We start from the raw sequence: 21,525 nt of genomic DNA on the forward strand, positions 1-21,525 counted from the left end.
AATCAATTAACTGTGTAGAGTATCTAGTTGACACAAATAATACCTAAAAAACTCATTGCTGTAGAGAATAACTGGCAAAAAGTGCTTTCAAGTGCCTTTACTGATCCACTTGCTTTATTAAAGTACCTCGCTTTAGACCCAGCGGAATTTACCGATGATATCGCTGCACGCCGCTTATTTCCTATGCGTGTGCCTGTTCCCTTTGCCAAGCGAATGGAAAAAGGCAACCCGAACGACCCTCTTTTTCGTCAAGTGTTTCCAGACAAAAAAGAATTCGATACAGCTCCCAATTACCTGCTAGATCCACTTCAAGAGCAATCTAATAGCCAACCTGGGGTATTACATAAATACCAAAGCCGAGTTTTATTGTTGGTTCGTGGCGGCTGTGCAGTGAACTGCCGCTACTGTTTTCGGCGACACTTCCCCTATTCTGACAATCATTTAAACAAGCATGAATGGCAAGAAACGCTCGATTACATTCGCCAAGACGCTAAGATCAATGAGGTAATTTATTCTGGTGGTGACCCACTTATGGCCAAAGATGATTTTTTAGCTTGGTTAACAGATGAAATCGCCCAAATCGAGCATATAAAACGCCTTCGTATTCACACTCGCTTACCTGTGGTAATCCCTTCACGAATTACGTCAGAGCTGATTGAATGGTTTACTCAATCACGTCTCAAGCCCGTAATGGTGCTACATATCAATCATCCTCAGGAGATAGATATACCTTTACGTAATGCATTAAAAAGACTCACCCAAGCAGGTGTGACGTTACTTAATCAAGGGGTTTTACTTAAAGGCATCAATGACAGTGCTGATACGCAGGTGGCGTTAAGTGAATCCTTATTTGACGTGGGCGTATTGCCGTATTACTTACATGTGATGGACAAAGTGCAAGGTGCACAACATTTTGACCAAGACGACGAGATAGCAAAAAGTATCATGGCACAAATGATAAAGCGCTTACCGGGATTTCTGGTACCTAAACTCGTACGAGAGATAGGCGGCCAACCCGGTAAAACGCCAATTGATTTAAATCTTCATCCTTAATTAGGCAAACGTGTTGATCACTGAGCCTAAATTTGGATTTGCTGAAGATGATGGTACGTCAGCTGCTGATTCCAGAAGCTGAAGCGTCGCTTGCCCATCTCGTTCCTGTTGGGATTTAGCCATCTGTAACGATTTGATTTCAAGCGTCGCACCGGATGCTCCAGAGGCAGCGCCTCCTTGAATTTCCATACCAGAACCCCTATTGCTTGTAGCAAAGTTGAAAAGCAGGCAAAATCGCCCGCTCTTCGGTATTATCGACCGCTTAGCCCAAAACTTTAACCCATCTACTGATTAAGTCTTATTCATGCAAACTATTATTGAGAAATTAACGGAAAACGCCCAACTTATATATCGCAAATCAATTGATGCAGACGCAACGATTGCCAAGCTACAAAGCTCAGGTAAAGGCAAGTTTCAAGCGATATTCCCTGATGATGCAGGATTCACTGCCAGCGGCCGCTTTTTTAAGCCCTATGTAGAAGAGTTAGCCATGGATATAGCGAGTCTAAGCCAACTTGATAGTGATGCACAAAAGCAGGCCTTGCCTAAAGTAGTGAAGAAAATTGAATTGCTGTTAACCACACTGAATCAATTTCAAGTGAGCGTAAAAGACTAATTTTAGCGCAATCAGTAATATGCACTTATCGATGACATAGGCGTTACCGATGACATAGGTGTTACCGATGACATATGCATTAGCGATAACTTAAGGACAGTAAAATGGGATATTGGTATCTTGGCCTAGCCATTATTGCAGAAGTCATAGGCACGCTCTCCCTTAAGGCGTCACAAGGGTTTACCCATACCGTATTCAGTGCATTATGTATTATCGGGTATGCAGTGGCTTTTTACTTCCTTTCTCTCGTGCTTAAAACGGTTCCCGTGGGAATTGCTTATGCGATATGGGCGGGTATGGGGATTGTCTTAATCGCAGCTATTAGCGCGGTTCTATATAAAGAATTACCTGACATTCCAGCGATCATCGGTATGTGCTTGATCCTAAGCGGCGTACTCGTCATCAATGTATTTTCAAAAACGTCTGGTCATTGACAAACGACTCGCCGAGGCTCAATGCCCGACGAAGAGTTGACTCATAGGGAGTAGTGAAATGCGCTGGTCAATATCCTCCAGCAATTGTTTGTATTGAGGACTATCTACTTGCTTAAACTGTTGTGTGAAACTCGCTTTATTTAAATTCTCTGGAAGTCCTTCGGTATTAGGGAAGAACGCATTTTCACTCACACTGTTAGCTAATAATTTTTGTAATGCGAAGGCCGTTTTCTCGTTTGTTGCAATAAGCGCAAATTTCACCCCTGCATGATCGGCAGCCAAGTCGACAAAACTGTATCCACTGCCACCGGCTCCACGATCCATCAACTCCTTAAACTCACCAATAGCAGCGGTTAGACCTTGCTCCGATAACACTTTTATTGCCGCAGAGAAGATAAAATGCTGGCTCAGGTCTCCCCTACTATTTAAAGTTGGAAGGGTTTTAGGGGCCGCGATACGCTTAGCGACAGGCTGAACATCACCTACAAAATTTGCGAACCGATGATGTCCTGCGTATGTGGCTAGCGCCATAATAGCCGCTTCATTTTCTTCATCGGCCGTATCAGCGGTGGAGCGGCTTAATGCTTCGGCAAACAAGGGTTGCATATAGCGACCTAAAGACTGAGCAGAAGTGCGCTTCCCCACCTCTAAATTCGCTAAAAAGCGTAAATAATGCGCCGTAGCAACACTTAACTCACTTTGTTCAGCAGTGTCTCGCTTAAGCTCTTTTAAGTTGCGCAAAAATGTATCCAATGGCCGCATAGCAATGACCATACTGCCTTGAAACATTCGAATGCTATCAATCTGTTGCACAAACTGGCTGGCAATGTCGCTATCTGTCCACCAATCGGCTAGCCACACTAAAGTGGCCAATGTTTTCTTACCTGGCAAAACGATACTGCCAAGGCGCACTTCATCTAACTGTAAGCCTTCGCCAGGTAAAACCAAGGCACTGAAGTTTACGTAGCGCCCTAGCGGACTTGGGGGGAGTTGATAGCTGGCAGAAATGCTACTAGCAACCGGGGTAATATTCACTTGGCCATGAAATTGTGCTTTTGCCCGCTGCAAAAAGCCCACTAGGCTGTTTAGCTGGTTTTCAGTTAAGGGGATCTGCTGATCTAAGGTACGGTCTTGCACACTTTGTTTAAGTTGCGCAATGAGCTCTTGTACTGATTCGGCATCATTTACCTGAGTAGCACTGGTTGCAACAACCAACGGCTGCTCTTCAACACTGGCGATAAACAATGCTGTAATAAAGCCAATGAGCAAAACAACCACAATCAATAAGAATTTAAAAAAGCGCAGCAAATTTGGTCCTTGATTAATGAAAGAGTAAACCTAGCGAGCAGATGACTAAACGTCTGCCATATTGCCTTTACTTTCTAGCCAAGACTTACGATCCCCAGCACGCTTTTTAGCGAGTAACATATCCATGGTCTCTAACATTTCGCTCGGCTCTTCTATCGTCAATTGCACCAAGCGTCGAGTATTGGGATCCATAGTCGTTTCACGCAATTGTAATGGGTTCATTTCCCCAAGACCTTTAAATCGCTGTACGTTTACTTTGCCGCGTTTTTTCTCGGCAGCGATGCGATCCAAAATACCTTGTTTTTCCCCTTCATCCAGTGCATAAAATACCTCTTTACCCACATCAATCCTAAACAGAGGTGGCATGGCAACGTACGCATGACCATTTTCCACTAAGGCTCTGAAGTGTTTCACGAATAAAGCACATAACAAGGTCGCAATGTGCAACCCATCTGAGTCAGCATCGGCAAGAATACACACCTTGTTGTAGCGCAAGCCGCTTAGGTCCTCTGAATCTGGGTCGATGCCAAGCGCGACAGAAATATCATGTATCTCTTGTGAGGCAAGCACTTGTGAAGAGTCTACTTCCCAGCTATTTAAAATTTTACCTCTTAGAGGCATGATCGCTTGAAACTCGCGGTCTCTAGCTTGCTTAGCCGAACCGCCTGCTGAGTCTCCTTCCACCAAAAACAGTTCCGAACGACCAGTATCTTGGGTTGAACAATCGGTTAATTTGCCAGGCAAGGCCGGGCCTTGAGTGACTTTCTTCCGCGCCACTTTCTTACTTTGGCGTAAACGACTCTGTGCATTACTAATACACATTTCTGCCAACTGCTCTGCGACACCAGTATGCTGATTCAACCACAAACTGAAGGCATCTTTGACGATACCTGATACAAAAGCGGCAGCTTGGCGTGATGACAGACGCTCTTTAATTTGCCCAGCAAATTGCGGGTCTTGCATCTTAGTAGACAGCACATAACTGCAGCGATCCCAGATATCTTCTGGGGTTAATTTGATACCTCTTGGTAGTAAATTGCGGAATTCACAAAACTCGCGCATGGCTTCTAGCAGCCCTTGGCGTAAACCGTTTACATGAGTACCACCTTGCGCTGTAGGAATAAGGTTGACGTAGCTTTCGGTGATCATCTCACCGCCCTCAGGCAACCAAATAACCGCCCAATCTACCGCTTCTGTGTTGCCACTGACTGTGCCAACAAAGGGGGTTTCAGCAGGAAGCGTGATGCTCTCACCGGTCGATTGATACAAATAATCTTTTAAGCCATCTTCAAAGTACCACTCGTGGGTTTCTTTACTGACTTTGTCATCAAAACGGATGCGCAGTCCAGGGCACAAGACCGCTTTTGCTCGCAGCACATGAAGTAACTTGGTAACAGAAAACTTAGCCGAATCAAAATATTGTTCATCCGGCCAGAAATGCACACGGGTGCCGCTGTTTCGTTTGCCACAGGTGTCGACTATTTTTAAATCTTCAACTTTTTCGCCATTCTCAAAAGCGATTTGATACACGCTACCTTCACGGCGGATACTCACCTCAACCCGCTTCGATAAGGCATTTACCACAGAGATACCCACTCCGTGTAAACCACCGGAAAACTGGTAATTTTTATTAGAGAATTTACCACCAGCGTGTAACTTGGTCATGATCAATTCAACGCCAGAAATACCTTCCTCAGCATGAATGTCCACCGGCATGCCTCGTCCATCATCAGTGACTTCTAAGGATTGATCAGGATGCAACACCACCTTGATTGAACTAGCAAAGCCTCCAAGGGCTTCATCGACACTGTTATCAATGACCTCTTGACTCAGGTGATTCGGCCGCGTGGTGTCGGTATACATACCAGGGCGACGCTTGACTGGGTCAAGGCCATTTAAAACTTCAATTGCATCTGCGTTATATTGATTAGACATAGTTCTTATTTTTGTTGTGGCCGTTGATAAAAATGATTAGGCAATAGGTAAGAGCCAATACGCTCATGTTATACCAATCTCCAATTAGTCGTGCAGCAGAAACTGAAAAATATCTTTCAAAAAGCGTTCGTATCCTTGAAAGCTATGATCTCCGCCTTCCTCGATGGTCAGCTTAGCCCCTATGTATTTTTCCTCTGCTTGACGATAGTCTAAGGTTTCATCAGCAGTTTGCAATAATACCCAGTAGTTTTGCGGGCTTGCCAGAGATTTAGTATCAAACCTGGTTAAATCACGTGTATGGGATTCATCCAAGCTAAATTTTTGTTTTGTGTAGGGATTAACATGCTCCCCTAAGTAGTCAGCTAATAAATTGTAGGGTTGCACCGCAGGGTTAATTAATACCGCTTTACCACCGTAACGTTCAAGCAGATAACTTGAAAAATACCCTCCCATAGAACTGCCAATAAAACCAAAATCGGCGTTAGGGTGTTGAGCAATAAGCTCATCTAGGGCTTTAGCAGCGGGCTTGGGGTGATTATCCAATTGGGGGATATAAAAGATCAGATCTGGATAATATTTTTCTACGAACGCTTTGGTCTGTTGAGCTTTAACCGATTGAGGCGAGCTCAAAAAGCCGTGTAAATAAATAACTACTTGTTCACGTGTACTATCTGTCATGGATATTCCGTTAAATTCTCATGATGCGGGTCTCAACCCGTCCGTTATCATTCAGTTCGAGCATGCGATAACCAGGTGCTTCGTGACTGGCTGCAAATTCTTTTGTATTGGCCCATTGCCAACATGTTGAAGGGGCCGACATAAAAATACATTGCTCACTATGCATCACACGGGCGTGATGAATATGCCCGTGCAACACCACTTTAATTTGAGGAAGCTGGGCAACTCGCTGCAAAAAGACGTCACTGTTTCGCCATGGGTGATTGTCCATCCACCCTCCACACGCATGGGGATGATGATGCACCACCAGCAAGTGGTGTAGTCTCGGATTAAGGTGGACTTGCTCTGTGAGGTACGCAAGCTCAGAGGCCGATATTTCCCCAGACGAGTCGTCCGTTTTCGTATTGAAACCATGGACTTTCCAGCAAGGCCCTGCATTCAAAGAAACTGGCCAGCCCACGGAGTCATTAAGTTCTGTGTTTAGCGGCTCAAGATGATCATGATTACCAGGTATCACCAGAAGTGGCGCAGCTAATTGACTCTGTTGCCATAATTGGGAAAATAATTGATAGCTGGCTAAGCCTTCGTCGGCAGAGTCTTCAGCACTGATATCGCCGCTGAGAATCACTAAATCGGGTTGGTTGGATGCCACATTAGCTAACACAGCCTGCAAGCTATTATATGGATTGATGTCCTGATAACCCACTTGGTGCTTATCGGCAAATAAATGACAATCTGATATTTGCGCTATCTTGTAACTCAAGCAAGCCTCATCGATTTAAGCACTCGTTGCCTGAAGTTGATCTTTATGTTTAGAGCAAAACAACAACCATTCGCTCAAAAATAGGTTCACCATCTCTTTTTCGTTTTTTTGATGCATTTTGATATTTGGATACTCATAGCTAGGCTGTAAGGCTCCAATATGCTGAGCTTCAATCACTTCAGCTAACTGCGCATCATGGTATAAACGCACACGCACAACTGGGTGCATAAAATCAGGTCCAATAACAGAGTCTTGAGACATAACAACCGTGCTGGTGTATCGGCTGCACTCGACAATTTTGATGCTGTAATTCAAAACCTTGTTTACCCGAAACTGATATTCTAACTCTTCGGTATCGCAATCCGGCAAAAGCTTTATTAATCGCACATAGTTCAGCGCGCACACTCGCTGAATACTCGGCAAGTGCGGCACATACTTACGTCTTACATCTTGTTCAATCTTTCCAGTCATCAAGTACTCGTTGTTTATTCATAGCAAACCATTGCAGCGCGATTAATGTAGCTGCATTATCTATCTTTCCTTGATTAATCCATTCTAGCGCCTGGTCTTCTGGTACGCGGTGTACCAAAATGTCTTCGCTTTCATAGTCTAGTCCATGAACGCCCTTCGCTTGGCTGGCATCAACCTGTGCCACATAAATGTGCAATCTTTCCGTGGTGCCGCCTGGGCTGGCTAAATAGCTTATGGCCTTTTTAAGGTGGGTGATTGTCACCCCTGCTTCTTCCTGCGCTTCGCGATAACACACGGCCTCTGGTGTCTCACCTGGATCTATAATACCAGCGACTATCTCCAACAACCATGGTGAATCGGACGTCGCTAGAGCCCCTATTCGAATTTGTTCAATCATGACGAATTCTTTTAAATGGGGATCATATGGCAATACTGCAACAGCATGTCCTCTTTCGAATATCTCGCGCTCCACAGTTTCACTCCAGCCTCCTTTATACAGTTTGTGTTTAAAATGGTATTTCACCATTTTAAAAAAACCTGAATAAAGTGGCTCTTTGCGCGTAATTTCCACGTCTTTGCTAGAAAACTGTTGGATTTTAGACATAAATCCCCTTTTAATTATTCACATTAGCACCATATAGTGGAGCAACATTTAGCGGTTCAAGACTCATATAATATTCTGTTACACTTGAAGCGTTAGATTTACGTCTGGATGTTTCGTGTTCAGACCTAATGTATTTAAACTTTAGCGTCTTAAAATGCGACATATAGTAAACCTAAAATAATGGTCTCGCTGCCACAAGCAAAATTCATCAAGGAACACACATGAAAAAAACACTTCTTTCGCTATTGATTGGCTTTGGCGTTTCGAATCACGCATTTGCTGATGATTTACTAAGCGTATATCAGCAAGCACTTCAGCACGATCCAGCAACATTGCAATCTCAAGCAAACAGAGAAGCGGCTTTTTCTGATATTGAAATCAGCCGAGCGGGTCTGTTACCGCAAGTCTCATTGAGTTTGCAAGCAGCTGAAACCTATGGCGATTTAGACCGTTCAACCAACGACGTCACATTAAACTTATCACAAACCATCTATGATCGTTCACTTTGGGTTGGATTAGACCGAGCAGAGCTTGTGGCCAGCCAATCTGATGCCTCACTTGCATTTACCATGCAAAATCTCATCTTACGCACAGTGAGTGCATATTTCGACACACTTCAAGCGCAAGACGACCTCGCATTCGCCCGCGCAGAAAAGCGTGCAATTGCTCGTCAACTCGAACAAACAAAGCAACGCTTTGAAGTAGGTTTAACGGCCATCACAGATGTACATGAAGCCCAAGCACAATACGATACCTCAGTGGCCGCTGAAATCAGCGCCGAAAACGCAGTAGAAACCAACCTTGAAGCTCTGCGTGAAATCACCGGTATTTATCACTCTGAACTAAACGTTCTAAATACTGAGCAATTCTCAGCCAGCTTACCCACACCAGCGAACGTAAATGATTGGCTCAAAACCGCTGAACAACGTAATTTAGAGCTATTAGTATCCAATGCCAGTGTTGATATCGCTAAATTTGATATTAAAAGTGCTCGCTCTGGCCATTACCCAACTGTTGGCATAAGCGGTAGCGCGAATAGTAATGATACTGATGGTTTTGCTATTAACCCGGGAGCGGGTGGCAGTGATCGTTTCAACACTTATGGTTTAACGTTATCAGTAGACGTGCCTTTATATACAGGTGGCCTTGTGACAGCCAACGTTGAATCGGCAAAACACAGATTTGTCGCTACAAGCGAAGATCGTGAGCGCATTCACCGCTCAGTGATCCGCAGTGTTCGTTCAAATTACAATGACATCAAGGCCGCTATTTCGCGTATCAAAGCGTTCGAACAAGCCGTTGTATCTGCTCAAAGCGCATTAAAAGCCACAGAGGCAGGGTTTGACGTTGGTACCCGCACCATAGTTGACGTACTCGACAGCACGCGTAATTTATTTGATGCTCGCCGTAACCTTTCAAGTGCACGATATGGTTACGTGATCAGCGTACTAAACCTTAAGCTAGCCGCAGGTACTTTATCAATTGAAGACGTAACGGATATTAACCAAGGCCTTACCGCCCAGCTTGAAGAGTAGCATCGCGGCTATTCTAAATAATGTATAAAAAAGCAGCTTCACAGGCTGCTTTTTTGAGTTTATTACCTTGCTAATTACCAATGTTACTGGCTTGTTTCCAACAGAGATAATGCCACTGCCTCAGCAACTTTGATCCCGTCAATCCCCGCCGATAAAATCCCTCCTGCATAACCTGCGCCTTCCCCAGCAGGGTAAAGCCCATTTACATTAACACTTTGAAAGTCAGCACCACGTTTAATCGAGATGGGTGAAGAGGTGCGGGTTTCTACCCCAGTTAGCAAGCCATCCGCTTTGGCGAATCCTTTAATTTGTTTATCAAACGCAGGGATCGCTTCACGAATCGCGCTTATTGCATAATCCGGTAACACCTTAGATAAATCGGTGAGCTTAACCCCAGGAGTGTAGGACGGCTTTACCTCACCTAATTCAGAAGAAGTTTTCCCTGTTAAAAAATCACCAATGAGTTGTGCTGGGGCATCATAATTACTACCACCTAGTACATAGGCCTGCTCTTCTAACTTACGCTGTAAATCAATCCCAGCTAGTGGGTGACCGGGAAAGTCTTTCTCCGGCTCAATCCCCACCACTATTGCACTGTTAGCGTTACGCTCATGACGTGAATATTGGCTCATGCCGTTCGTTACCACACGGCCTTCTTCTGATGCAGCGGCTACCACTGTGCCACCTGGACACATACAAAAGCTGTACACCGCACGGCCATTATTACAATGATGTACCAGTTTATAATCTGCCGCCCCTAAAATAGGGTGCCCCGCATTGGGCCCAAAACGACACTCATCAATCATAGATTGCTCATGTTCAATTCTAAAACCCACTGAGAATGGCTTGGCTTCAATATACACATTGCGCTCATACAGCATTTTGAAGGTGTCACGGGCGCTATGACCCACAGCCAATACTGCGTGGCGGCAGGGCAAATGCTCGCCAGTGGATAAGCTTAACCCTGTCAGTTGCCCATGCTCGATATGCACATCATCGACTCGGGTACTAAAACGAATTTCACCGCCCAGTTCAATAATTTGTGCACGCATACGCTCGACCATAGCCACCAGCTTAAACGTACCTATATGAGGTTTGCTCACGTACATGATTTCGTCTGGTGCGCCAGCATCCACAAACTCGCTGAGTACCTTGCGACCATAATGTTTACGATCTTTGACTTGGCTATACAACTTGCCGTCTGAAAATGTCCCTGCGCCGCCCTCGCCAAACTGCACGTTTGATTCAGTGTTAAGGGGCTTTTTACGCCAAAAGCCAAACGTATCTTTAGTGCGTTCTCGCACTTCTTTACCGCGCTCAAGAATAATTGGTTTGAATCCCATTTGCGCTAACAGTAACCCTGCAAATAAGCCACACGGCCCAAGCCCAATCACGACAGGACGTTCGTTTAAGGCCTCTGGCGCGTGACCCACAAATTTGTAGCGGGTATCCGGTGATAACCTGACATGGGGATCCCCATCGAATTTGGCTAATAGCGCCTGCTGGTTATCTACTTCTATGTCTAATGTGTAGATAAGTTGAATATCAAACTTATTACGCGCATCAAAGCCGCGTTTAAACACTGAGACTTGGCCTAGTTGTGCTGCGCTGCAACCCAGTTTATTTAATATCGCTTGGGTAAGATCCGTATCTTGATGATCAAGCGGGAGTTTTATATCGGTTAAACGCAGCATAGACATATCCAAAAAGAGTAAGCGCAGGGGCACAGCCCAGAACAAAAATAGTTAGCTGGCTATTTTAAGCCATGCGCAACCGCCTGTCTGGTTTATTCAGGAATATATTACCGAGTTAACATCGACTCTTCGCTCTTGCCTTCTTGTATTTATAGCGCCGATAAGTATGATCGGCGCCAATATCGATTAACCAAGATTTTGCTTATGACCTTTGTAGTCACTGACAACTGTATAAAATGCAAATACACAGACTGCGTTGCCGTATGTCCCGTGGATGCCTTTTTTGAAGGGCCAAATTTCTTAGTGATCGACCCAGACATCTGTATTGATTGCGCATTATGTGAACCTGAATGCCCAGCCAAAGCGATATTCCAAGATGATAAGCTGCCTGCTGGGCAAGAAGCCTTCAATGAACTTAATGCTGAGCTCTCTAAAATTTGGCCGAATATCATAGAAGTTATCCCTCCTCCGGCCGACGCGAAAGAATGGGATGGCGTGCCAAATAAGCTAGAGTACTTAGAAACCTGACGCTTCTTGAACGGTAAAGCTCTGGTTAGTCTTTCGCAAATCAAAACATCACTAAAACTGTTGCACATTAATTAAGCAGAATCATTTCAATATGACAGGCTTTGTTGATAGTTGTAGATACACCTTCTATCTACAAAGTCGACCCTCTTTATGTCAGATAACAAAGCAGCCCCGTCTATTCCTCGTGACAAAGAAAATGACCATACCCAAACCATGGCTGAGCAGCGCCAAGCATTTGTAAAACAATATACGCAAAGTGAGCTTAATCACGTTGGGCATTATTCTTTAAGTCCGGAGCAAACCGCCGGTAATATTGAAAACTTCATTGGTATCGCCCAAGTCCCAATAGGCCTAGCTGGGCCAGTCAGGGTCAATGGTGAACATGCCAAGGGCGACTTCTATGTTCCTCTGGCAACAACCGAAGGCACGTTAGTCGCCAGTTATAACCGAGGTATGCGCGTACTTGGCGCAGCAGGTGGCGTAAAGGTCACCGTAGTAGATGATGTCATGCAACGAGCTCCGGTTTTTATTTTTGAAGATGCCCGCCAAGCTCACGCATTTGGGAATTGGATAAGCGCACAGTTTGACCACATAAAATCACAAGCCGAAACCACCACCAGTGTCGGTAAACTGCGTAACATAGAGCAGTATGCAGCGGCGCGTATGCTGTATTTGCGCTTTAACTTCACCACAGGTGATGCAGCTGGGCAAAATATGGTGGGTAAAGCGACGTTTGCTGCCTGTGAATGGATAAAAGCGAATTACCCCGGCGCAGGTTTGCAGCGTTATAATTTATCCGGCGCAATGGATACTGACAAAAAGCACTCTCAGCTCAATACCCTGCACAGTCGCGGCAAACGAGTGATTGCCGAGGCAACCATAAGCAGCGAAATTCTAGAGTCAAAACTTGGTGTGTCAGCGCAGATGTTATTTAAAATGCGGCAAATATCCAATATGGGCAGCTTTATGGCAGGCTCAATCAACAATGGCTCACACTCAGCTAACGGCATCACGGCTATGTTTATCGCTTGCGGACAAGATGCGGCCAACGTAGCGGAATCTTCCGCGGCACTTTCGTTTGTCGATGTGGATGAACAAGGCAACTTCTACATTGCGATTACCCTGCCTTCATTGATAGTCGCCACTTATGGGGGCGGTACCGCGCTGGCAACGCAAAAAGAATGCTTAGAAATGATGGACTGCTTTGGTGAAGGTAAAGCAAAAAAACTTGCTGAAATCATCGCAGCGACTGTTCTAGCTGGCGAATTATCCTTAAGCGCCGCTGTGTTAGCCGGCGACTGGGTAACCAGTCACGATGCATTGGGGCGTAATCGCTAAATACCGTTTTTGCAAAAGTGTAAGACAAAGCGCCTAGCAAGCGCTTTGAACAAAATGCAGTTAAAGAACTACTCTGGCTCGTCGCTGACCTTAAGATAATGGCTCAAGCCAGCGCGCAGCTCTGCAGGTAAAGACGTTGGCATGTGCGACGAACGGTCCACGTAGACATGTACAAATTGCCCCACAGCGCTTGCCTGTTCACTCCCCTCTGAAAATACCGCGAGTTGATAAACCACTGAGCTATTCCCCAGCTTTAAAATAGTCAAACCAATGTCCAGCACGGCCGGGTAGCTCACAGATGCAAAATACTGGCAGCGTGTTTCTACCACTAAGCCAATAGGGCCACTGCCCTCTAGCTGTAGCCAGCCATTATCAATTAATAAACGATTAACCACTGTATCGAAAAAGCTGTAATACGCCACGTTATTGACATGACCATACACATCATTATCGGCCCAGCGTGTATCGATCGTATCGAAATAGCGAAAATCACTGCGCGTAGGAGGGGATTTTTTAGCTGTCGTTGATGTTGTCATCAAAATAACTCCATTTTACGGTTGATACCACTTTACGCGACGGCCCTAGTGTTACATTTTCAGCTGCAACTTTTTGCTATGGCAGATGTAACGAGTGACGTGACTACGCTGAGTACTGCACTTAATATTGCAATGACTGACGGACTATCGCTTACACAAAACTATCTTCACCACGCTTGTTGATACATTGCCAGCGCATCTTCAAACGTCATCTCGCGGGGGTTATTCATCAACAACCGCGTTTGTAGCATTGCCGCACTCGCTAAATCCGCTAACGCCTCTTGCGTGATACCGTAATCACGTAGGCGCTTAGTGATCCCTAGAGCGTGACAAAACTGCTGCATATATTCGATGAACCCTAGGGCCTGTTCGTTTTGCGTGAGCTCAGCTGAGTGTGGATTCACCACTAAGGCGAGTTGAGCATACTCTCGCTCAGCCGCTGGTAAATTGAAGCGCATAACATGGGGCAGCATAAGCGCATTAGTTAGCCCGTGAGCCATGTGGTAAATTCCCCCTAACGGATATGCCAAGGCATGCACAGCAGCCACGGGGGCATTTGCGAAGGCTTGCCCTGCCAGCATCGCCCCTAAAAGCGTCCCGCCTCGGTGATTTATATCTTGTCCATCTGCATAGCAAGCGGGCAAATGACTAGACAGTAGCGCTAATGCTTTGATCGCTAGGTTATCCGATAAGGGGTTCTTTTTATGTTTACTAGTGAAGGCTTCGATAGCATGTACCATGGCGTCGATACCGGTTTCGGCGGTGATATGGGCGGGCAAACCTAGTGTCAGGCATGGATCTAGTAACGCAATATCGGGGTACAACATTGGTGAAACCACACCCGCTTTGGTTGACTCGCCTGTGGTAACAATAGAGATAGGTGTCACTTCAGAGCCTGTTCCCGCGGTTGTCGGAATAAGTACCAATGGCTTACGCTGTGATCTGACTAAATCCACACCGTACATTTCAGCGAGTGCCTGTTGCTCCATAGCGAGTACTGCGGCTAGTTTGGCACTGTCCATTGAGCTGCCACCACCAATGCCAATAACGACATCGGCTTTTTTCGCTTGCTCAGCGGCAGCTAAAATAACTGCTTCTGGCGGGTCAGCCTGTACACCATCAAAGACTGAGAATGATACGCCAGAGACATCCAGCTCAGCGAATACAGCATCAAGCACCCCTGCGTTGAGTAAACCTTTATCGGTAATGACGAGAATCGATTTCGCATCAAAGCGAGATATCAATAGTGCAGGTAAAGACAAAGCCGCATTCACACCAAAACGAATATCGCCTACGGTTTTAAACTCAAAGTCATTAATCTCTTGCATCTCTGTCAACCTGTTGGTCGCGAATGAGTAATACTGATGCTAACAGAGAAGTTTTTCGCTCAGGCTTTATCGTAGTGATATATCAAGCTCAAAATTTGTTATAGATATAAAGCGCCACTTCTTACATCTGTATACCATTCCTTAATTGACAGTAGTGTAGAATTCAATATTCTATCGTCGATTTTCTAGCTAACTTCGTGAGTCCATGAACGCGTTATCCCTACAAGCCAAATTTATTCGTATTCGTTCGAACAAACTGTTCGAGATTTTTGTGATTTCGGTGATCATATTTTCAGCCCTGTTGGTGGGGGCAAAAACCTATGAAATGTCACCTACTATGTATCACCTCACCCAGTTTTTAGATTGGTTTATCAGTGCGTTTTTCTTAACTGAAATTACCATTCGCTTTTTGGCAGAGGAACGCAAGAAGGACTTCTTTAAGAATTTCTGGAATGTTTTCGATACCTTGATTGTTGTCGTTAGCCTTATTCCGGCGGAGGACGCCGACCTTGCCGTTATCGCCCGTTTAGTCAGAGTGTTTCGCGTATTGCGGATGATTTCTATCATTCCTGAGCTACGTATTTTACTTGTATCCTTGGTGAAGGCCCTACCACAACTGGGCTACGTCATGTTGCTGATGTTCATAATCTTCTATATCTATGCTGCAATAGGTAGCACCTTGTTTGAAAGTATTAACCCTGATTTATGGGGTGATATCGCGATCTCCCTGCTCACCCTATTCAGAGTGATGACCTTTGAGGATTGGACTGATGTGATGTACGAAACCATGGAGGTGTATCCTCTGAGCTGGGCTTTTTACCTTACGTTTATTTTCTTTACTGCCTTTGCGTTTCTAAACATGGTGATTGGCATAGTCGTTAATGTGATGGAGCAGGAAAATGAGTTAGCCCGCAAGCAAAAAGCCAAAGAAGAGGCCGCGGAGCACGACTTAGAAGAAGAGCCAACACTCAGCGACTTGTTAGTGCACATCAAAGGGCTGCAACAGCAAGTTGAGCAGCTTAGTGCACAAACCACCAAACAGGAGAAATAATAGATGCATATCGTTTGCCCCCATTGCTATGCCATTAATAATGTCCCTGAAAGTAAAGAACATACTCAAGCCAATTGCGGTAAATGCCAACAGAAATTGCACACCCACCAACCCTGCCAATTAACCCAAGGACAGTTTTACCGGTACATTGAACGTAACCATTTACCTGTATTGGTCGATTTCTGGGCCAGTTGGTGCGGGCCATGCAAAAATTTTGCTCCGGTCTTCGCGAAATTAGCAGGCCAGACTGACAGCATTCTGTTCGCGCAGTTAAATACTGAATATGCCCAGCAAATTAGCGGCGAGGCAGGAATACGCAGTATCCCAACATTGATTCTGTTTCATCAAGGCAAAGAAATAGACAGGGTGTCAGGTGCTTTAGATGAAGCGCAATTGAGACAATGGATCATGCAAGCGATACAAAAATGTTAGCCTAGCCAATAGCATAAAAAAGCCCGTGACGTAGAGTGTGTCACGGGCTTTTTTATTGGATAGCGACTGTGATTAATCGGCGTATTTCGCTTTCAACTGCGCTTGACGAGCTATGTTTTCTTCGCTTTTCATTTCGCGTCGTTCGAGCTTGCGTTTGGCCAACAAGTTGCTGCCATCCAAAAACAAGGCTTCCACGTAATTTAGATAGATTTCTTCGTTCTGCATATCGTCATTCACTACCGCATCATATTGTTGCACCGCTTTTTTGTAGTCCTTCTGGGCAACCAGTACTTGTGCATAGGTGTCCACTGCTGCAGCATTATCCGGGCGCTGCTTTACCGCTTTTTTAGCGTATTGCAGGGCTTCTTCTAGCTTATTTTGTTGTAAATACAAGTAAGCTAAATTGTTTAACGCGACGAAGTTATTTGGATTTTTCTGCAGCAATGTTTGATAGCTTGCAATAGCCTCGTCATCACCGCTATTGATTTGTCGCTCGGCCAACATCATCAGTGCCGCACCATCATTAGGTGCCTTTTCTAAGTGTGCTTGAATCGCACTCAACGCCTCATCTTTTTTATTCAAACGTTCAAGTGTGAATACCCAAAGCACTAAATTTCGACCATTGGGTAATCCAAGGTACGCCGCATGAGCATTCGGCTCTGCTTGTGCAAAATTGCCATCTACAATCAATAAACGCGCTAAAAAGCCTTTAACGATAGGCATTTTCTTCAGTTCAGCGGGAATAGCATCATACGCTTTTTTGCCAGCCTCCATGTCTTTGTTCATCAGTAAGAAATGGGTATGTAGCAATTGCATCTGCGCGTCATTTCGTACCGCTAAAAAGCCTTCGGTTAACTCTACTCCGTCGGCATAATTACCTGTATTGTCTAACAACAAAAGCTTTCCAATCACGGCTTGTTTATCGTTCGGTGCTTTACTTAACCACTTATCATAGTGCGCTTGCGCCCCTGGCATATCACCAGAACGAATGAGCGCTTGGCCTTTCCCTTGCCAATAGGCGGGAGGTAAGGATGACGCCTGCTCAACTTTAGCAAATTGCTGCAGTGCTACATCATATTGTTGTTCAAGCAGCAACACGCGAGCGTAAAGCATGATGACCTGTTGATTATCAGGTGTCTTGGCTGCGGCTTGCTTAATGAGTTCAATTCCTTGTTCGGTTTTACCTTGTTGTTTGCTAAGTAAATAAGACGTCGCCAAGGCAGGCGTGTAATCAGGGTAACGCTTGAGTAAATTGTTTAAGCCAGATTGTGCTTGGCTGTCGTCTTTTTCAGCTATAGCAATATTAACCAACCCCAGAGCTGCACCCTTGTGCTCAGGATCGATTTTTAGGACCTGCTGAAATTCCCCTTTAGCTTTGATTAGATCTTGCTGCTTGCTAAATACCTCTCCGGCAAGTAGATAAGCGCTGATGTCATTAGGATTTTCGCGCTTCCATTGCTCAGACAACTCTATTGCTTTGTCATACTGTTTGGTCGTTATGTAGGCCGTGGCTAAGGTTTTCTTAGCGCTTTCCAGCTCAGGGGATTTTTCCAGCGCCTCTTCTAGATTCACTATCCCATCTAGGTTATTCAGGGAAAGTTTCAGTAGCCCCAAGCGGGTTAAATCTTCTGCTGAGGTGCTGATACCAGAGGATTTTTCCACTAGTTCTTTGGCATCTTTTACATTGCCTTGGCGTAGTAGCTCGTAACTTGCTTTAGAAAATAATTGCGCATCTTGTTCACTTACTTGCTCAATGCGCTCCAGCACATCGCCCGCTTCTGTGTTTAAGCCTAACTGTAATTGACTAGCCGCAAGCAATCGCAAACCAGGGTGATTGCCGGGTAAACTGCTGGCCACCAAAGAGAGGTGTTGCTGAGCAGATTCAAAATCTTTTTGCTGATACGCTGCATACCCGGCGATTAAACGTAACGATGGGTCATTCACGCCACTTTGAATGCCTAGCTCAGCGTACTTTTGCGCTTCTGGAAAATCATTATCTGCTATTCGTGCCGCCGCTTTAAGTTGATTGAGCAAACCATTCTTAGCATTTACTTTTAGCAGAGTATCGACATAAGGCTCTGCTTTTGCCGTCTCACCTAAATCAACCCACAGCTTGGCCAGCACAAACGTGGTTTGTAAATCGTCTGGGTATAAGGACACGTAATGGTCAAATTCTTGCGCTGCCGCTTTGGGATCTTGCAGACTTAAATGTAATTGTGCCGCCAACTTAAGCACTTCTGGATGATCAGGATGCGCAGCTTTCAATTGCGTAATATTTTGCAGAGCAAGAGGATACGCTTTATCCAGAATATCGCTGTAGACTAGGCTCAATGATTTAAATACTGAGTCTGTTTCCAACTGGCCTTGGTCAGCAATAATCGCTCTGGCGTCATCAGGCTTGTTCAAGCGCACCAAGGACACGATTTTAAAGAAGCCAATTTCCGCTTTTTCTTCGTTAGTTAAATTAACATTTGTGTCTTCCATCTCACTGATGGCAGCATACGCGCCTGTTCGCTGGTAAGCTCTGGTCAGCAACGGCAGTACTTTCGCCCCATCGTAACCGTACTCTAACGCGCGACTGAGTTCTTTTTCTGCACTCTCAAATTGCTTTTCTTCGATATACACTTTACCCAACTCAAAACGTGCTTCAGGGGATTTCGGCGCTAGCTGCACAGCGGTTTTTAAGGAAATAATGGCTGAAGCGTTATCGTTTTGCGCAATGAACTTCTGCGCAGCTTGAATATGCTCTTCACTGGTTTGCTGGCCACAACTGATCAACATCCCTAGTGATAGTGCGATTATCGTTTTTTTCATCTTGTACATCTTCCTTATCCTATTTTCTCGCTTTTTAAGCGCGGCCTTATAGCGTGTAACCGTGCGCGTCAGGTAGTGCGATGTTCCTATCTCTTGCGCTAATCGATACGTTATAAAAATATCTTACTCGAACACTTGGTCTAGTGAAACGGACAATCGTTGCAATTGTGACTCAAATATTTTTAATTCGAAGCGCCTTTAATGAAGCATGTTAACCTGCCCCAATAAATCATGGTCAATTTAATACTCTAAAAGTAATTATTTGAAATCAGTGGTACACAAAAACATGTCAGAATTATTTTAATTTCATGATAATCCTGTGCTTTTTTAAAGCTTGATTATCATTGCATTAACCCATTGATAACAAGTTCACTAGAGATATTCAACAAATACAGATAAGTTCAAATAAAACGCGGCCTAACGTGGTGTATAGAAGCAATTTCTCATATAATACTTCTTTTGTGCATCCACGCTGGTTTGTTTTAGAATTTGACTGTGAAATCTAAGTTAATCCTGCGTGCTTCTAACTAGGGATAATTAATGACTGACACTGTCGAAATGACGTTTAAAGACCTCAACCTACCTGCCGAATTGCTTCAAGCTTTAGAAAAAGTAGGTTACGAAAAACCAACCCCAATCCAAGCCCAATGTATTCCGCTTATTATGGAAGGTCATGATCTTCTTGGTACAGCGCAAACAGGTACGGGTAAAACAGCAGCATTTGCTTTACCTATGTTAGCGAATGTGGATGCTAACAACAGCAACACCCAACTACTTGTATTAGCACCGACTCGTGAATTAGCGATTCAGGTAGCTGAAGCATTTCAGGTTTATGCAAGCTTCTCACGTAAACTAAACGTATTGCCTATTTATGGTGGTTCATCTTATGACAATCAAATTCGCCAATTACGTCGTGGCGCGCAGGTTGTAGTAGGTACACCGGGTCGTGTTATCGACCACATCAAAAAAGGTACACTAAAACTAGATAATCTTAAATTCTTGGTATTAGATGAAGCCGACGAAATGTTACGCATGGGCTTTATTGATGACGTTGAATGGATCCTAAGCCACGCACCTGAAGAGCGCCAAACCGCGTTGTTCTCTGCCACTATGCCTGATCCAATCCGTAAGATTACCAAACGTTATTTAGATAACCCTAAGCAAGTTAAAATCGAATCTAAAGTAGCCACCGCTAGCACTATCAAGCAGCGTTACTGCCAGGTAGCCGGTCATCACAAACTTGAAGCCCTTACCCGTATTATGGAAGTGGAAGAGTTTGATGCGGTCATTATTTTCGTACGTACCAAAACCGCTACCATGGAGCTTTCTGAGAAATTGTCAGCGCGTGGTTATGCTGTTGAGCCCCTTAACGGTGATATTCCACAAAACTCACGTGAGCGTACTGTTGAGCGTTTGAAGCGCGGCAAAATCGACATCCTTGTTGCAACAGACGTCGTTGCCCGTGGTCTTGACGTTGAGCGTGTTAGCCACGTAATCAACTATGACGTGCCCTACGACACAGAATCTTATGTACACCGTATTGGTCGTACAGGTCGTGCTGGCCGTCAGGGTGATGCAATTTTGTTTATTTCACATCGTGAAAAACGCATGTTGTTTTCAATTGAGCGCGCGACCCGCCAATCAATTGATCCTATGCCAATTCCGTCAATTTCGCAGTTGAACGAAACTCGTTTGAGTCGTTTCAAAAGCAGCGTGATTGAAGCTATCAGTGACAGCAGCATCGAAACATTGATCCCTATCGTTGAGTCGATTCAAGCAGAAACAGAAGCTTCACCGGAAGTGATCATGGCTGCTTTAGCCAAAATCGCCCAAGGTGACGAGCCACTTATTCTTAAAGAAGGCGACCGACCAGATCTAAATGCTGCGCCTCCTCGTGGTGACCGTGGCGGACGCGACGATCGCGGTGGACGTGGTCGTGAGCGTGGCGGTGATCGTGGTGGTGATAGACCTCAACGTTCGCGCAAAAGCAGCACGCCAGACGAAGGCATGCAACGCTACCGTATTGAAGTAGGCCACACTCATGGTGCTAAGCCAGGTAATATTGTTGGTGCAATCGCCAACGAAGCGAACATCAGCAGTAAAAATATTGGCGCTATCGAAATTTACGATAACTTCAGTACTGTTGATTTGCCGAAGAATATGCCGCGCGCAACACAAGATACATTGCAAAAAACCCGTGTTGCCGGACAGCGTTTGAATATGCGTGAATGGTCTGATCAACCGCCACGTCGTCGTGGTAAGCCTGAATAAGGTTGCTAAACGAAAGATCTTTTTAACACTATTAACTTAGCTGTTGAATAACAGAAGATAAATTTGAAAAGAGGCCACTGGCCTCTTTTTTTATGCCCGTTACCAAATACCTAATGTGGGTCCCACACTTACTTTT

At 44.9% G+C, this 21,525-nt stretch carries 20 protein-coding genes; 9 read left to right on the forward strand and 11 right to left on the reverse strand.

The annotated features are described in order from the left end of the window. The first annotated feature begins 27 nt into the window (after positions 1-27). On the forward strand, positions 28-1,053 hold the full coding sequence (gene epmB / locus FX988_RS10620) for an EF-P beta-lysylation protein EpmB (RefSeq protein WP_160179724.1): 1,026 nt from the start codon (positions 28-30) through the stop codon (positions 1,051-1,053). On the opposite strand, the gene FX988_RS10625 is transcribed toward epmB, so the two are convergent. Next, on the reverse strand, positions 1,054-1,242 hold the full coding sequence (locus tag FX988_RS10625; RefSeq protein ID WP_160179726.1) for a hypothetical protein: 189 nt from the start codon (positions 1,240-1,242) through the stop codon (positions 1,054-1,056). Between the two features lie 115 nt (positions 1,243-1,357). Between FX988_RS10625 and FX988_RS10630 the strand changes: the two genes are divergently transcribed. Further along, entirely contained in the window at positions 1,358-1,669 is a 312-nt protein-coding gene (locus tag FX988_RS10630; RefSeq protein WP_160179728.1) for a hypothetical protein, read from the forward strand. A 104-nt stretch (positions 1,670-1,773) separates the two neighbouring features. Next, the gene (locus FX988_RS10635) at positions 1,774-2,103 is read left to right on the forward strand and encodes a DMT family transporter (protein ID WP_160179729.1); all 330 of its coding nucleotides are present in this window, start codon (positions 1,774-1,776) and stop codon (positions 2,101-2,103) included. Positions 2,104-2,121: 18 nt separating this feature from the next. Here the strand turns inward: FX988_RS10635 and FX988_RS10640 are convergent, their stop codons facing one another. The 6 genes from FX988_RS10640 to nudF all read right to left on the reverse strand — a co-directional run bounded on the left by FX988_RS10640 (position 2,122) and on the right by nudF (position 7,862). Further along, positions 2,122-3,411, reverse strand: coding sequence for a hypothetical protein (locus tag FX988_RS10640; protein ID WP_201751585.1), 1,290 nt, complete (start codon positions 3,409-3,411; stop codon positions 2,122-2,124). A gap of 45 nt (positions 3,412-3,456) precedes the next feature. Next, the gene (gene parE, locus FX988_RS10645) at positions 3,457-5,346 is read right to left on the reverse strand and encodes a DNA topoisomerase IV subunit B (protein ID WP_160179731.1); all 1,890 of its coding nucleotides are present in this window, start codon (positions 5,344-5,346) and stop codon (positions 3,457-3,459) included. An 84-nt stretch (positions 5,347-5,430) separates the two neighbouring features. Beyond that, complete coding sequence (locus FX988_RS10650; protein WP_160179733.1) at positions 5,431-6,024, reverse strand: YqiA/YcfP family alpha/beta fold hydrolase; 594 nt, start codon at positions 6,022-6,024, stop codon at positions 5,431-5,433. A gap of 10 nt (positions 6,025-6,034) precedes the next feature. Continuing rightward, the gene (locus tag FX988_RS10655) at positions 6,035-6,787 is read right to left on the reverse strand and encodes a metallophosphoesterase family protein (protein WP_160179735.1); all 753 of its coding nucleotides are present in this window, start codon (positions 6,785-6,787) and stop codon (positions 6,035-6,037) included. A gap of 15 nt (positions 6,788-6,802) precedes the next feature. After that, positions 6,803-7,258, reverse strand: coding sequence for a DUF1249 domain-containing protein (locus tag FX988_RS10660; protein WP_160179736.1), 456 nt, complete (start codon positions 7,256-7,258; stop codon positions 6,803-6,805). Next, on the reverse strand, positions 7,242-7,862 hold the full coding sequence (gene nudF / locus FX988_RS10665; RefSeq protein ID WP_160179738.1) for an ADP-ribose diphosphatase: 621 nt from the start codon (positions 7,860-7,862) through the stop codon (positions 7,242-7,244). Before nudF ends, FX988_RS10660 begins: the two co-directional genes overlap by 17 nt. 221 nt (positions 7,863-8,083) lie before the next feature. Between nudF and tolC the strand changes: the two genes are divergently transcribed. Then, a complete protein-coding gene (tolC, locus tag FX988_RS10670; protein ID WP_160179740.1) occupies positions 8,084-9,397 on the forward strand; it encodes an outer membrane channel protein TolC in 1,314 nt (437 codons plus the stop codon). An 83-nt stretch (positions 9,398-9,480) separates the two neighbouring features. Here tolC and FX988_RS10675 read toward each other — a convergent pair whose 3' ends face one another. Further along, positions 9,481-11,091, reverse strand: coding sequence for an NAD(P)/FAD-dependent oxidoreductase (locus tag FX988_RS10675; protein WP_160179742.1), 1,611 nt, complete (start codon positions 11,089-11,091; stop codon positions 9,481-9,483). A gap of 204 nt (positions 11,092-11,295) precedes the next feature. Here FX988_RS10675 and fdxA point away from each other — a divergent pair, with 204 nt between their 5' ends. Both fdxA and FX988_RS10685 read left to right on the forward strand, forming a co-directional pair. Next, the gene (gene fdxA / locus FX988_RS10680) at positions 11,296-11,619 is read left to right on the forward strand and encodes a ferredoxin FdxA (RefSeq protein ID WP_039992684.1); all 324 of its coding nucleotides are present in this window, start codon (positions 11,296-11,298) and stop codon (positions 11,617-11,619) included. A 150-nt stretch (positions 11,620-11,769) separates the two neighbouring features. Then, entirely contained in the window at positions 11,770-12,957 is a 1,188-nt protein-coding gene (locus FX988_RS10685; RefSeq protein WP_160179743.1) for a hydroxymethylglutaryl-CoA reductase, read from the forward strand. Positions 12,958-13,025: 68 nt separating this feature from the next. On the opposite strand, the gene FX988_RS10690 is transcribed toward FX988_RS10685, so the two are convergent. Both FX988_RS10690 and FX988_RS10695 read right to left on the reverse strand, forming a co-directional pair. Then, on the reverse strand, positions 13,026-13,493 hold the full coding sequence (locus FX988_RS10690) for an acyl-CoA thioesterase (RefSeq protein WP_160179745.1): 468 nt from the start codon (positions 13,491-13,493) through the stop codon (positions 13,026-13,028). 167 nt (positions 13,494-13,660) lie between these two features. Then, positions 13,661-14,821: an iron-containing alcohol dehydrogenase gene (locus tag FX988_RS10695; RefSeq protein ID WP_160179747.1), complete on the reverse strand. Its 1,161-nt coding sequence runs from the start codon at positions 14,819-14,821 to the stop codon at positions 13,661-13,663. Positions 14,822-15,026: 205 nt separating this feature from the next. Between FX988_RS10695 and FX988_RS10700 the strand changes: the two genes are divergently transcribed. Together FX988_RS10700 and trxC are read left to right on the forward strand one after the other, a co-directional pair. Then, positions 15,027-15,872, forward strand: coding sequence for an ion transporter (locus FX988_RS10700; protein WP_160179749.1), 846 nt, complete (start codon positions 15,027-15,029; stop codon positions 15,870-15,872). A gap of 3 nt (positions 15,873-15,875) precedes the next feature. Further along, positions 15,876-16,304, forward strand: a complete 429-nt coding sequence (trxC, locus tag FX988_RS10705) for a thioredoxin TrxC (RefSeq protein ID WP_160179751.1) — start codon at positions 15,876-15,878, stop codon at positions 16,302-16,304. Positions 16,305-16,376: 72 nt separating this feature from the next. On the opposite strand, the gene prsT is transcribed toward trxC, so the two are convergent. Beyond that, complete coding sequence (prsT, locus tag FX988_RS10710; RefSeq protein ID WP_160179753.1) at positions 16,377-19,118, reverse strand: XrtA/PEP-CTERM system TPR-repeat protein PrsT; 2,742 nt, start codon at positions 19,116-19,118, stop codon at positions 16,377-16,379. A gap of 540 nt (positions 19,119-19,658) precedes the next feature. Here prsT and FX988_RS10715 point away from each other — a divergent pair. Beyond that, the gene (locus tag FX988_RS10715) at positions 19,659-21,389 is read left to right on the forward strand and encodes a DEAD/DEAH box helicase (RefSeq protein WP_160179755.1); all 1,731 of its coding nucleotides are present in this window, start codon (positions 19,659-19,661) and stop codon (positions 21,387-21,389) included. Positions 21,390-21,525 lie beyond the last annotated feature (136 nt).

It is taken from the genome of Paraglaciecola mesophila (assembly GCF_009906955.1).
In the GTDB taxonomy this organism is placed as follows: Bacteria; Pseudomonadota; Gammaproteobacteria; order Enterobacterales; family Alteromonadaceae; genus Paraglaciecola; species Paraglaciecola mesophila_A.